The organism is Pseudarthrobacter sulfonivorans (genome assembly GCF_001484605.1).
Classification (GTDB): Bacteria; Actinomycetota; Actinomycetes; order Actinomycetales; family Micrococcaceae; genus Arthrobacter; species Arthrobacter sulfonivorans_A.
Genome location: NZ_CP013747.1, coordinates 3821725 through 3834554 on the forward strand (window position 1 = coordinate 3821725; position 12830 = coordinate 3834554).

General features: G+C 66.2%; 11 protein-coding genes. 8 read left to right on the forward strand and 3 right to left on the reverse strand.

Annotated features, from left to right (window positions below; translation table 11 throughout):
• Positions 1–26: 26 nt before the first annotated feature.
• Positions 27–1256, reverse strand: a complete 1230-nt coding sequence (locus tag AU252_RS17370) for a class I SAM-dependent methyltransferase (RefSeq protein ID WP_058931790.1) — start codon at positions 1254–1256, stop codon at positions 27–29.
• Between the two features lie 55 nt (positions 1257–1311).
• Between AU252_RS17370 and AU252_RS17375 the strand changes: the two genes are divergently transcribed.
• The 3 genes from AU252_RS17375 (at position 1312) to groL (ending at position 3888) form a co-directional block, all read left to right on the forward strand.
• Complete coding sequence (locus AU252_RS17375; protein WP_058931791.1) at positions 1312–1695, forward strand: hypothetical protein; 384 nt, start codon at positions 1312–1314, stop codon at positions 1693–1695.
• 211 nt (positions 1696–1906) lie between these two features.
• Complete coding sequence (gene groES, locus AU252_RS17380) at positions 1907–2200, forward strand: co-chaperone GroES (RefSeq protein ID WP_056344177.1); 294 nt, start codon at positions 1907–1909, stop codon at positions 2198–2200.
• 77 nt (positions 2201–2277) lie between these two features.
• Positions 2278–3888 carry a chaperonin GroEL gene (gene groL / locus AU252_RS17385; protein WP_058931792.1) on the forward strand — a complete coding sequence of 537 codons (1611 nt, stop codon included), beginning with the start codon at positions 2278–2280 and terminating at the stop codon, positions 3886–3888.
• 125 nt (positions 3889–4013) lie between these two features.
• Here groL and AU252_RS17390 read toward each other — a convergent pair whose 3' ends face one another.
• The gene (locus tag AU252_RS17390; RefSeq protein ID WP_058931793.1) at positions 4014–4616 is read right to left on the reverse strand and encodes a dihydrofolate reductase family protein; all 603 of its coding nucleotides are present in this window, start codon (positions 4614–4616) and stop codon (positions 4014–4016) included.
• 80 nt (positions 4617–4696) lie between these two features.
• On the opposite strand from AU252_RS17390, the gene AU252_RS17395 reads away from it, so the two are divergent.
• The 4 genes from AU252_RS17395 (at position 4697) to AU252_RS17410 (ending at position 9537) form a co-directional block, all read left to right on the forward strand.
• Positions 4697–6220, forward strand: coding sequence for an ATP-dependent DNA ligase (locus AU252_RS17395; protein WP_058931794.1), 1524 nt, complete (start codon positions 4697–4699; stop codon positions 6218–6220).
• 103 nt (positions 6221–6323) lie between these two features.
• Positions 6324–7976: a response regulator transcription factor gene (locus tag AU252_RS17400; RefSeq protein WP_058931795.1), complete on the forward strand. Its 1653-nt coding sequence runs from the start codon at positions 6324–6326 to the stop codon at positions 7974–7976.
• Positions 7977–8086: 110 nt separating this feature from the next.
• Positions 8087–8431 carry a hypothetical protein gene (locus tag AU252_RS17405; RefSeq protein ID WP_058931796.1) on the forward strand — a complete coding sequence of 115 codons (345 nt, stop codon included), beginning with the start codon at positions 8087–8089 and terminating at the stop codon, positions 8429–8431.
• Positions 8431–9537, forward strand: coding sequence for a flavin-containing monooxygenase (locus AU252_RS17410; protein ID WP_058931797.1), 1107 nt, complete (start codon positions 8431–8433; stop codon positions 9535–9537). Before AU252_RS17405 ends, AU252_RS17410 begins: the two co-directional genes overlap by 1 nt.
• On the opposite strand, the gene AU252_RS17415 is transcribed toward AU252_RS17410, so the two are convergent.
• Positions 9506–10474 carry a DUF389 domain-containing protein gene (locus AU252_RS17415; protein ID WP_058931798.1) on the reverse strand — a complete coding sequence of 323 codons (969 nt, stop codon included), beginning with the start codon at positions 10472–10474 and terminating at the stop codon, positions 9506–9508. The genes AU252_RS17410 and AU252_RS17415 overlap by 32 nt on opposite strands.
• A 177-nt stretch (positions 10475–10651) precedes the next feature.
• On the opposite strand from AU252_RS17415, the gene AU252_RS17420 reads away from it, so the two are divergent.
• Positions 10652–12694, forward strand: coding sequence for an acyltransferase family protein (locus AU252_RS17420; protein ID WP_058933027.1), 2043 nt, complete (start codon positions 10652–10654; stop codon positions 12692–12694).
• Positions 12695–12830 lie beyond the last annotated feature (136 nt).

A 12830-nucleotide genomic window follows, 5' to 3' on the forward strand; every position in this document is an offset into this window, starting at 1 on the left:
GCCAGGCCTCAGGACGGTTCGCTGCCTTAGACAGGTTCCACCGAGATGGCCACCCGGTCCTCCCCAATGCGGGTCAGGACCAGGGTGGCTGTTTTTTGTCCGGCCTTTTTCCCGGCCACCTTGCTTCCGGCGAACAGCTGCTTGCGCAGTTCCTCCGGAGTTACCGAGGTGCCGCGCTTTTTGATGTCCAGCACCGTGAAGCCGTTCTCCTTCACCCAGGCCTTGAGCGCCTTGACGTTGTACGGCATCACTTCCAGGACCTTGTAGGCGCGGGCGAACGGCGTGTCCACCAGCTCCGGAGCGCAGATGTAGGCGATGTGCTCGTCCAGCAGGTGCCCGCGCAGTTGAAGCGCGACGTCGGCCACCAGTCCGGCGCGGATCACCGCGCCATCGGGCTCATACAGGTAGCCCTCTGCCGGACCCACCGGCGCGGCGGGACCGCCGTCGAAGTCTTCAGCGCTGGTCAGCTCGGCGGCGCCCTGCGGGCCGAGCAGCAGCGCGGCCCGGCGGATTCCGGGCCGGCGCACGGAGTTGAACCACAGGGCCACCTCGGTGACGTCGCCGCCTACCGAGACCCACTGCGCCTCGCAGCCGGCGGGAACTGACTCGTGCGGCATGCCGGGTCCCATTTTGACGCCAACGGCGCGCCCGGTGGCAGCGAGCGATTCCACAAAGGACAGCGGCGGCGAAAACGCCTCAGGATCCCAGATCCTCTTGGTGCCGGACGTGGACGTGACCCGTCGGGCAGGATCCAGCCAGACGCCGTCGACCCCGTCCAATGGGACGGTAGTGGCGTCCGAATGAACCACGGTGGCGTTGGGGAAGGGGATCAGGTTGACCGTGGCGCAGGCGGCCGTGGTTTCGTCCATTTCCACGGCCGTGACCGTGATGTCCATCGATGCCAGTGCCAGGGAGTCCGCGGCAAGGCCGCAGCCGAGGTCGGCCACGTGGCGGACGCCGGCCTGCGCAAAGCGCTCGGCATGCCGAGCAGCAACAGTGAGGCGCGTGGCCTGTTCCAGCCCGGCCTGCGTGAAGAGCATGCTCCGGGCGAACTCGCCGAACTTCAGCTCGGCCTTGGTGCGGAGCCGGGACTGGGTGAGGACGGCGGAGACCAGTGCGGGGGAGTGCCCGGCCTTGCGGAGGGCCGCGTTGAGCTCGAAGGACTTGTCCTCGCGGTACGGGCCCAGGGACGCCAGGAGCTCCCAGCCTTCGCTCGTGAGCAGTGGGGCGATCTGGTCCTGCGGTGCTTGAGCCATGGGTTCAAGCCTAGTGGAGGTGGCCCGGCGGCCAGATCCGGCTAGGGTTGAAGGCATGGAAGACAGCGCAGGCACCCAGCCGTCCGGACTACCCCAAGCCAGCAACCCGGACCTGGTGAAGTTCGCCCGCCCCGCGCTGATTGCAGGATCCGCAGTGGCCGTGGTCTGCGTCGCGCTGCTCATTATCATCTTCTTCCTGGACACGTTCAACGCCACTGTCTACTCCGTGGGCGGCAAGAATATCCAGGACGTCACGGACGAGGCAGGGGAGATCCGCGGCCTCTACGCCGGGGCGCGCATAGGCGGCATCATCTTGCTGGTGGTCTCGCTGCTGGCTGCCGGGGGCGGCGCCGTGGTGCTGTACCTGCGGCGGGGCACCGTTGAGGAAGGGGACGACGGCGACGAGGACGTCGATCTCGAGGACCTCACCGGCCGGTAGCAGGCTGTTCGCCGGCGACATAATTCTGGCACTCGCCTTGACCGAGTGCTAACCAATACATAGAGTCATCATTAGCACTCTCCCTAGGAGGGTGCTAACACATGACGAGCTGCCAGCCAGGCTGCTGCCGGCACCGCGACGACGGTTTGCCAGCCACGGCGAAGCGGCTCAACTGTCCACAAATTTCGCTGACGTAGAAGGAGAGGTCCGAGTGTCGGTCTCTATTAAGCCTCTTGAGGATCGTATTGTTGTCCGCCCGCTCGAAGCCGAGCAGACCACGGCTTCCGGCCTGGTTATCCCGGACTCCGCACAGGAGAAGCCGCAGGAGGGTGAAGTTGTTGCAGTAGGCCCCGGCCGCTTCGAAGACGGCAACCGCGTCCCTGTCGACGTAGCCGTTGGCGACGTTGTTATCTACTCCAAGTACGGTGGAACCGAAGTCAAGACCGGTGGCAACGAGTACCTCGTGCTGTCCGCCCGCGACGTTCTGGCGATCGTCGTAAAGTAACTCTTTGGATCCCCGTACTGCTGTTCCGTCCCTGACTGAACAACAGTGCGGGGTTCTGTCTTTGAAAGGACAAAACCATGGCAAAGCAGCTTGCGTTTAACGACGCTGCACGCCGGTCGCTTGAAGCCGGCATCGATAAGCTCGCCAACACTGTCAAGGTGACGCTCGGCCCCCGCGGCCGCAACGTTGTCCTCGACAAAAAGTGGGGGGCACCCACCATCACCAATGACGGCGTCACCATCGCCCGCGAAATTGAGCTTGATGACCCGTACGAAAACCTTGGCGCGCAGCTGGCCAAGGAAGTAGCCACCAAGACCAACGATGTTGCCGGCGACGGCACCACCACGGCCACCGTGCTCGCCCAGGCCCTGGTTAAGGAAGGCCTGCGCAACGTTGCGGCGGGCGCCGCTCCGGGCCAGATCAAGCGTGGCATCGAGGTTTCCGTAGAAGCCATTGCAGCCCGCCTGCTCGAGAACGCCCGCCCGGTTGAAGGCACGCAGGTTGCCAGCGTGGCAGCAATCTCGGCCCAGAGCGACGAAATCGGCGAGCTCCTCGCCGAGGCATTCGGCAAGGTCGGCAAGGATGGTGTGATCACCATCGAGGAGTCCTCCACCACGCAGACCGAGCTGGTCCTCACCGAAGGCATGCAGTTCGACAAGGGCTACCTGTCCCCGTACTTCGTGACCGACTCCGAACGCCAGGAAGCCGTCCTCGAAGACGCCCTTATCCTGATCAACCAGGGCAAGATCTCCTCCGTGCAGGACTTCCTGCCGCTGCTGGAGAAGGCGCTGCAGAGCTCCAAGCCGCTCTTCATCATTGCCGAAGACGTTGAGGGCGAGGCCCTGTCCACGCTGATCGTCAACCGCATCCGCGGCACACTGAACGTTGTTGCCGTCAAGGCTCCGGGCTTCGGCGACCGCCGCAAGGCCATGCTGCAGGACATCGCCACCCTCACCGGTGCGCAGGTCATCTCCGCGGAACTGGGCCTCAGCCTGGATTCGGTTGGCCTTGAGGTGCTGGGTACCGCCCGCCGCATCACGGTCACCAAGGACAACACCACCATCGTTGACGGCGCCGGTTCCGCAGAAGACGTCGCAGCCCGGGTTTCCCAGCTGCGCGCCGAGCTGACCCGCACCGACTCCGACTGGGACCGCGAAAAGCTCCAGGAGCGCCTGGCCAAGCTGGCCGGCGGCATCGGTGTCATCAAGGTCGGCGCAGCCACCGAAGTTGAGCTGAAGGAAAAGAAGCACCGCATCGAAGATGCAGTGTCCTCCACCCGCGCCGCCCTCGAAGAGGGCATCGTGGCCGGTGGCGGTTCCGCACTGATCCACGCACTGAAGGCCCTCGACGAGGACCCTGCAGTCAAGGCACTCGAAGGCGACGCCGCCGCTGCTGTGGGCATCGTCCGCCGCGCGCTGGTCCAGCCGCTTCGCTGGATCGCCCAGAACGCCGGTTTCGACGGCTACGTTGTCACCGCCAAGGTTGCAGAGCTCGAAACCAACAACGGCTTCAACGCCAAGACGGGCGAGTACGAGGACCTGATCGCCGCCGGTGTCATCGACCCGGTCAAGGTCACCCGTGCAGCCCTGCGCAACGCGGCATCCATTGCTGCGCTGGTTCTCACCACCGAGACCCTCGTAGTGGAGAAGCCCGCAAACGAAGACGAGCACGCAGGCCACAGCCACTAATCCCCGCTGTCCCCTGACGGTGAGGGCTTAGAGCCTCCGCGCAAAGTCTCCAAACAAAGAACCGGTCCAGCTTCCGCTGGGCCGGTTTTTTGTGCCACAAATCATTCGCGGTGAGCTTTCCCGCCCTATGCGCCCGGCATGTCCTGTGTTTCAACGTCGCCCGCACGCTCGTAGACCAGCGACACCGCCCCCTTCGGGAAGCTGCGCGCCGGCTCGGCGAGACGGAACGAGGCGGGGATAGTCCCGGCGTCGAAGAGGCGCTTGCCCTGCCCGAGAGTGATCGGATAGAGCCAGAGATGGAGGCGGTCGATCACGTCTGCCGCCAGCAGTGAACGGATGAGGACGCCGCTGCCGAACATGTGCACCTGGTTGTACTCCTCGCGGAGCCGTCCCGCGGCCGTGGCATCAGGGAGCACCGTGGTGCCCGCCCAGCTTGGATCGGTCAGGGTGCCGGAGACGACGAATTTGGGCACCCGGTTGAGTGTCCCGCCGATGTCGTCAGACTGGTGCGGCCAGTAGGCCGCGAAGATGTCGTAGGTTTTCCGGCCGAGGAGCAGGGCGTCGATGAGGGCGATCTCGGCGCCAATGGCCGCGTCGGCTTCGTCGTCGGACACCGGCATCTGCCAGCCACCGAAGGCGAAACTGCCCTCGGTGTCCTCCTTGCTACCGCCGGGCGCCTGGTAGACGCCGTCGAGAGTGATGAACAGGTTCGCGACGATGATGCCCACGCGTCCATTCTGGAACGGCGTCCCGGTGCTGTCCAGCGTTCTTCACTGTCCAGCGTCGGCGGGCGTGGCAGACTGATGCCATGCTGCTCGACGAGCTCGTGAAAACCACGGATACCGTCGCGTCAACCCGCTCACGGCTCGCGAAGGTCGACGCACTGGCCGATCTGCTGCGCCGGCTCGAGCCCGCGGATATCGCGGCGGCCGTCGGCCTGCTCATCGCCCGGCCGCGGCAGGGCAGGGTAGGGATCGGCTGGCGCGGCATGACGGCGGCCATGGGGGAGCCGGCCGCCGAGCCGAGCCTTACTGTCGCCGACCTCGACGCCGCGCTGGACCGGCTGCTGGGAACCGCGGGCGCTGGATCGGCCGCGGAGCGCGCCGCGACCCTCCGGCTGCTCACGGCGGCAGCCACCGAGCGCGAGCAAGCCTTCATCGCCGGCGTGCTGCTTGGTGAATTGCGTACCGGTGCGCTCGAGGGGGTGCTGACGGATGCCGTTGCCCGCGCCGCCGATCTGCCCGTCGACGCCGTACGCCGCGCGGCGATGCTTTCCGGCGATCTCGGCGAAACCGCACTGCTGGCGATCACGGGCACCGCAGCCGAGCTTGACGCCGTCGGCCTGGTCGTCGGCCGCCCCGTGCAGCCTATGCTCGCCGCAACTGCGGCCAGCGCTACCGCGGCGCTGGAGGTCACGGGGGAGGCGTCCGTGGAATACAAGCTCGACGGCGCGCGCATCCAGGTGCATCGCGTCGGCGACGATATTCGCATCTACACGCGCACCCTGGCCGAGGTGACCCACCGGCTGCCGGAGGTGGTGGAGGTGGTGCGCGGACTGCCGGTGCGCGATGTGATCCTCGACGGCGAGACCCTCGCCCTCGACGAGGACGGCGGCCCGCGACCGTTCCAGGAGACCATGTCGCGGTTCGGGGCGGATGCGGCGCGTGCCACGGTGCTGCATCCGTGGTTCTTCGACGTGCTGCACATCGACGGGCGCGACCTGCTCGACGAACCTTTGTTGACGCGCCTCGGCGTGCTGGAGCGCATCGCGCCCGAACACCGGATCCCGGGGGAGATCACGGCAGATGCGGCCGTTGCTGAGAGAGTGTCGCGCGATGCGCTCGCCGCGGGCCATGAGGGCGTGGTTGTGAAGGCGGTGGGATCGGCCTACGCGGCCGGCAGGCGTGGCTCCAACTGGATCAAGGTGAAGCCGGTACTCACTTACGACCTGGTGGTGCTTGCCTGCGAGTGGGGGTCAGGACGGCGCACCGGGCTCCTGTCGAACCTGCACCTCGGAGCCCTCGACCCGACCGGCGAGTTCGGCGAACCCGGCGGCTACGTGATGGTGGGCAAGACATTCAAGGGCCTCACCGACGCCCTGCTGCGCTGGCAGACCGAGAGGTTCCAGGAGCTGGAGGTGCGGAGCACGGCGGGCACCGTCTGGGTCGAGCCCGTCACGGTGGTCGAGATCGCGATCGACGGCGTGCAGCGTTCCCCGCGCTATCCGGGCGGAATCGCGCTGAGGTTCGCACGCGTCAAGCGCTACCGCGACGACAAGACAGCCGCGGAGGCCGACACCATTCAGACGCTGCGCGCGCTGCTGCGTCTCTAGCTTGTGCCGCTTCTCCACCGGGCGTACCGTGGCGCTTAAGTGCCGCCGCGCCCAGCGTGCGGCGGGCCAACAGGTTGGGCGGTTGGTATCCGGAAGGGACCAGATGTCAGCTGAAACAGGCATTGACCAGGGCAGGTCAGCCTTCCAGGAACATCGCTGGACCGAGGCCTACCAGACCTTCCGTGAAGCCGATAAGCGCGCCGGGTTGCCGGCTGCCGACCTCGAACGGCTGGCTACGGCCGAGATCCTGATCGGTGAAAGCGCCACAGGGCTGGAGTCCCTCACCCGTGCCCACGAGGAGTACCTGGTGATGGGCGACGTCGAGGGTGCCGCACGGTGCGCGGGCTGGATGGGCATGCAACTGATGTTCCTGGGGGAGCAGGCTAGGGCCGGAGGGTGGTTTGCCCGCGGCCAGCGGCTCATGGATGAACTGGCCGAGCCGAGCGCCGTGCAGGGCCTCCTGCTTCTCCCGGAGGGCCTGGGCAAGCTTTACGGCGGTAATCCAGCGGGCGCCCTGCAGGCTTTCTCCCGCGTTGCCGAATTCGGCCAGCGGTTCCACGACAAAGACGTGTCCGCGCTGGGCCTCCTCGGCAGAGGCCAGGCCACCCTGATGCTTGGTCACCCTGACAAGGGACTCAAGATGTTCGACGAGGTCATGGTGGCCGTCACGGCAGGTGAACTCTCCCCGATCCCCTCAGGGATTATCTACTGCGCAGTAATCGGCAACTGCCACCTGGTCTTCGACCTGGAGAGGGCCCTGGAATGGACGGCTGCCCTGGACCGCTGGTGCAGTGCACGCCCTGACATGGTGTCGTTCAGCGGCCAGTGCCAGTCGCACCGCGCCGAACTCTTCAGGCTTCACGGGGCCTGGGCCGAGGCACTGATGGCCGCTGCGGCCGCCCAGGGACTTTCCGTAAAGGGTGATCCCCAAGCGCTTTATGGAGGCTACTACCAGCAGGGAGAGGTGGAACGGCTGAGTGGAAAACTGGACGACGCCGAAGCTTCCTACCGGCAGGCCGCCCGATCAGGCTATGAGCCACAGCCTGGCCTCGCGCTGCTCTGGCTTGCCCGTGGAAATGCGCAACAGGCACAAGCGATGATCCGTAGGGCAGCTGCCGCGGCAGACGTCGCAACCCGCCGGAACATGCTGCCGGCACTGGTGGAGATCGAGTTGGCTGCCTCCGACCTGGAAGCCGCGCGGCAAGGTTCTCAGGAGCTGGAAGCCCTGGCCAGTGAATTCTCTATGCCCATGATCCGGGCCGTTGCCGGCCAGGCGGACGGCGCGGTCCGGCTGGCCGACGGCGACCCCTCCGCTGCCCTGAAACCGCTCCGGGAGGCGTGGAGGCTGTGGCAGGAACTCGGTGTTCCGTACGAGGCGGCGCGCTGCCAGGCGCTGTCCGGCAGTGCCTGCCGCGCACTTGGCGACGAGGCCTCCGCACTGATGTACCTGGAGGCAGCCCACGCTGCGCTCCTGGACCTGGGCGCGGCGCCGGCGGCAACCTGGGCGGCGTCGCTCCTGCACAAAGGCATGTTGGACAGCAGAGCGACGCCTGGCACGGTGGGTCTCCTCACCCGCCGCGAGCTTGAAGTCCTGCATATGGTGGCAACCGGAAAGGGCAATCGGGCCATCGCCGGCGAGCTCTACCTGAGCGAAAAGACCGTAGCCCGGCACGTCAGCAACATCTTCCTGAAACTGGGCCTGTCGTCACGGTCAGCCGCCACCAGCTATGCCTATGAACACGGGCTCGCAGGCTGACGGACCACATAGGACCGCTCTGACTACATTGAAATACCCAGCCGCGCCGTGGCTGAAGTTGCATGATTCGGCCGACGCGGCCACCAGCTGCGCGGCCATAGCCTCAAAGCATGAACCTTCCAGTCCTCGCCGGCACACTTTCGACGGTGCTGTTCGCCGCCGGAATGCTGCCGATGCTGGTCAAGGCGGCCCGGACGAAGGAGCTGGCTTCGTACAGCCTCGGGAACCTGTTGCTGACCAACGTTGCCAACGCCGTTCACTCCGTCTACGTCTTCAACCTCCCTGCCGGACCCATCTGGGTCCTCCACCTTGCGTACGTCCTCGCGTCCGCGCTGATGTTGGCGTGGTGGCTGCGCTACAGGGAGACAGGACGCGAAGTGGAAGGCGGCCCGGCTGCGGGCCGACGTGAAGGTTCAGCCGTAGGAATCCACCTCAGTGAAAAAGGAGCGCAGTGATGAACAACAATGACGTGACCGGCATGCTGGACACGATGATCATCGGCGGCGGCCAGGCAGGCCTTGCCATGGGCTACTACCTGAAAGAACAACAACGGAAAATCCTGATCCTTGATGCCAACCCGCGATCCGGAGACGCCTGGCGCCAGCGGTGGGATTCGCTCCGGGTCTTTACTCCGGCCAAGTACGACGGACTCCCGGGCGCGCCGTTCCCGGCGGATCCGCTGACCTTTCCTACCAAGGATGAAGTGGCCGGATACCTTGAAGGCTACGCCGCGCAGTTTGACCTGCCAGTCATCAACGGAGTCCGCATCGAACGCCTGTGGCGGGAAGGCGACCGCTATATTGCCGCCGCCAACGGCCGCCGCTGGGAAGCGCACAATGCCGTCGTGGCGACAGGATGCAGCCAGGCGCCCAAGGTGCCAGGCTTTGCGGCCGAATTGGCGCCATCCATCGTCCAACTGCATTCCAGCGACTACCGGAACCCCCAGCAGCTGCAGGAAGGGCCGGTCCTGGTGGTTGGGCTGGGGAACTCCGGGGCGGAGATCGGCATCGAAGTGTGCCGTACGCATCCGACGTTCGTGGCGGGCAAGCCCGGTGGCGAAATCCCGGTGAAGCATGGCCGGACTGCGGCACGCTACTTCCTGCCGTTGGTGCGGTTCATTGAGTTGAACGTCCTCACTCTAGGCAATCCCCTCGGGCGCATAGCGGCACCAAAATTCAAGGCACACGCAGAACCCCTGGTCCGGACGAAGACCAAGGATTTGGCGGCCGCGGGCGTCAGGCGCGTGCCGCGGGTCGCCGGAGTGGAGAACGGGCTGCCCGTCCTGGCGGACGGGACCCGGCTTGAGGTCGCCAACGTCATCTGGTGCACGGGATTCAAAGATGATTTCGGCTGGATAGATCCGGCACTGCTCGACGACGGCGCTTTGCCCCGGCAGGAGCGTGGCGTTGCGCTTGACTCGCCCGGGCTGTTCTTCCTGGGCCAGGAGTTTATGTACGCGGCCTTTTCGGCAACCCTTCCGGGTGCCAGCCGTGACGCCCGGTACCTGGCCGGCAGGATCCCGGTTCCGGTCACCCGCGAGTCCGCGTCAGCTGCCATCTGAGGCGCCGGGCGGCGGCTTCGGGCAAGCGCCGGGAAACCAAGTGGTAGAAGACCAGCACCAGAACTGCCGCCGCCACGATGCCCATCAGGTTGAGCGCCAGCTGCAGGGCCGACCCCGTTGCTTTCTCAAACTCGCCCAGCACGAGTGCCACGGCCACAAACCCGGCAGCAGGAACTGTGGTCACGGAGATGAAGACACCGATGAGTGCCGCCGACCGCCGGCTGATGAGGGACAGCATGCCCGCCGTGCCGGCCAGAACGGCCACGATCAGGGAATAAGGTCCCGGGTGGTAAATGAACTCCACCGCAGACCCTGTGTCCAGGGTGTTGTCCGCGAAGAGGCCCAGTGCCGCGGAGACCCACGTGGTCAAGGCCGCCAGCAGCATGGCCAGCGGGAATCCCACACCAAGCGCCAGGGCGGCACGCCGGCCGAGTGCCCACTGGCGCCGGGCCAAGGCCACTGCCAGCGCCGCCAGGGGGCCGAATTCCGGCCCCACGGCCATCGCCCCCACGATGGCAATGGTGGAATTCGTCACGATGCCGATGGCGGCGAGCTGTGTGGCCAGTATCAGGAAGGCAAGGTAGCTCCACGTGAGCCGGGAGTCCTCGCCCGTCTGGCGGGTGACCTCGTCCCAGATCAAGGCGTCTGCGCCGTCTCCGGGGGCAGACGCCTCCGCTTTGTCCGCGAGCCGGGACAGGACGAGTTCCGGCATGGAGATGGCAATGGATCCCACCTCCTGCGCCTTCAGGACGTGGAGTTTCTCAAGTAGTTCCTCCACCGCTTCCCGGGCAACCTGGACGTCGATGACATCGCCCGGCGGCGACACGGATGCTCCTGGAAAGAGCGCTACCTCGGCGGTTCCCGTGTGCTCCTTGCAAGCGTCCAGCGTCACTGCCGACAGTTCACTGGGCACACAGATCCGCAGCTGGACAATCACGTGGTCTCCCTTCGCTGGCCTTTGGCCAGCATAGTTTGTGGCGCGCTCCGACGGGGCTCGAAGGCGGCCGTTGATTGGCCATCGGCCGTGCGGCTCCGTAGGCTTGATGCTTTGCTTACCCGCTTGGAGAGGCCCTCTGTGTCCAGTGCACCAGCCGAGGCTGCTCCGCGCACTGCGCTGGACGCAAAGACCGGCGAGCGGAAGCCTGCCCGGAAACCGACCTTCCGTCCCGAAGTCCAAGGCCTCCGCGCGCTCGCCGTCCTGATGGTGGTGACCTACCATGTGTGGCTTGGCCGCGTGTCCGGCGGGGTGGATATCTTCCTCCTGATCTCGGCCTTCCTGCTGACGCTGTCCTTCGTCCGGAAGGTGGAGGCCGGCGCGTCCCTCAATCTCCTCCGGCACTGGCTGCACCTCTTCAAGCGGCTGCTGCCGGCCGCGGTCGTGGTGATCCTCGGGGTCCTGGCAGGCACCTGGCTGGTCCTCCCGCAAGGCCGCTGGCCCGTCATCCTGGACCAGGCCTGGGCGGCGCTGCTGTACCGGCAGAACTGGCTGCTTGCGGACACCGCCGTGGACTACTACGCCCAGGACCACGCCGCGGCGAGCCCCCTGCAGCACTTCTGGTCCCTGTCCATCCAAGGACAGGTCTTTATCCTGTGGCCTCTCGTCTTCGCCGCTTCCGCTGTTGTGTGGCGGCTCCTCCGGCATCGGTTCAACGCCAGCTATCGGGCCGTGGTGGCCGCCGCGTTCGCCGGCATCCTCATTGCCTCGCTCGTGTTCTCGATTGACCAGACGGCCACAAACCAGGCCTACGCATACTTCGACACCCGGACGCGGCTCTGGGAGTTCGCGCTGGGCTCGCTGCTGGCCCTTGCCCTGCCGCACCTGAAGCCCGGGAAACTCCTGCGTGTGGTGCTCGGCTGGGCCGGCCTGGCGGCCATGGTCTCCTGTGGTCTGCTGCTGACCGTGGACCGGGCGTTCCCCGGATTCGTGGCGCTGTGGCCCACGCTCGCTGCCGCGGCGATCATTGTGGCCGGGCAGAGCGGGAGCCGGTTTGGTGTGGACCGCCTCCTGAGCTGGAAGCCGCTGGTTTCCCTGGGGGACAACTCCTACGCCCTCTATTTGTGGCACTGGCCCGTCCTGGTGCTTGCGCTGGCCGCTACCGGAGTTGAGGCACCCACCCTCATCCAGGGCGCCGCGATCATCGCCGCATCGGTGGTCCTGGCCGTCCTCACCACCCGCTTTGTGGAAAAACCTCTCCGGGAATGGCGCTGGCCGCAGGTGCGCACCTGGCGCACCGCCGTCGTCGTGGTTGCCTGCTGCACCCTGCTGGCCGGACCCGTGGCGGTCTTGCAGACGAGCCTCACCGCGGAGGAAGCCGCCACCGCCGCCCAGCCCCGCGAGCTGACGCCGGGAGCGGCCCTGCTGACCCCCGGTAACGCCGGAGCACAGGCACCGCAGGGCAGGATCATTCCTGGTCCCACCGCCCTGGACAACGACTGGGCCGGAATCCACCAGGCCTGTACGGGAGCGAATGCCACCGGGGACCCTGTCCTTGAAGGCTGCCGGCAGGCGCTCCCCGAAGGCGAACCCACCAAACGGATCGTTGTGCTGGGCGATTCCCATGCCCAGCAATATCTGGCCGCCTTGGCACCCATCGCGGAAGCCCGAGGCTGGGAGCTGGTCACCCTGCTGATGCCGGCATGCCGTTTCGGGGCCGAATCCGAGACCCGGAATGCCGAATGCAACGCCTACAACCGGGCCAGCGCAGCGTACGTGCTGGAGCACCGGCCGGATGCCGTCTTCACCGTGGCCACCCTGACCCATGAGGAAGCCCCGTTCGAGACCGAGGTGCCGGCCTACCTCGAAGGCATCCAGCCCATCGCGGATGCCGGCATCGAGATCGTCGGCATCCGGGACAATCCGCGCTTCACCATCAACATGCCCGAGTGCGTCCAGCGCCACAGTGCGGACGCCGCGGCGTGCAACCCGCCGCTGAACGAATCCCTGGTGGAGCCGTCACCGCTGGAGAGTTACCGCGGGAAGGTGGACGGGCTGCACCTGATGGACCTGAGCGATTTCATCTGCGCCGGCGGCATCTGCCCGGCCGTGGTAGGCAACGTCTACGTGTACAAGGACGACAACCACCTGAGCCGGACGTATGTGGAAAGCATGATTCCCATGTTTGAGGAGCGGCTGCTGGCGGCGACGGGCTGGAACTGAAACGCGGCTTTCGGTTATTGGGTGCCGTTGCTCACAATGTGCTCCCGGAATAGGGGGATCGGCGTGGAGGTTCTAATATTTACTCAAAGCTTTCTGCGCGGTGACCGCGCATGAGGCACCCGAATGTACTAAGGCC

Bases quoted from the DNA above. Each gene is read 5' to 3' on its own strand.
- AU252_RS17370 (WP_058931790.1), bottom strand. From the start codon at position 1,256: ATGGCTCAAGCACCGCAGGACCAGATCGCCCCACTGCTCACGAGCGAA.
- AU252_RS17375 (WP_058931791.1), top strand. From the start codon at position 1,312: ATGGAAGACAGCGCAGGCACCCAGCCGTCCGGACTACCCCAAGCCAGC.
- groL (WP_058931792.1), top strand. From the start codon at position 2,278: ATGGCAAAGCAGCTTGCGTTTAACGACGCTGCACGCCGGTCGCTTGAA.
- AU252_RS17395 (WP_058931794.1), top strand. From the start codon at position 4,697: ATGCTGCTCGACGAGCTCGTGAAAACCACGGATACCGTCGCGTCAACC.
- AU252_RS17400 (WP_058931795.1), top strand. From the start codon at position 6,324: ATGTCAGCTGAAACAGGCATTGACCAGGGCAGGTCAGCCTTCCAGGAA.
- AU252_RS17405 (WP_058931796.1), top strand. From the start codon at position 8,087: ATGAACCTTCCAGTCCTCGCCGGCACACTTTCGACGGTGCTGTTCGCC.
- AU252_RS17410 (WP_058931797.1), top strand. From the start codon at position 8,431: ATGAACAACAATGACGTGACCGGCATGCTGGACACGATGATCATCGGC.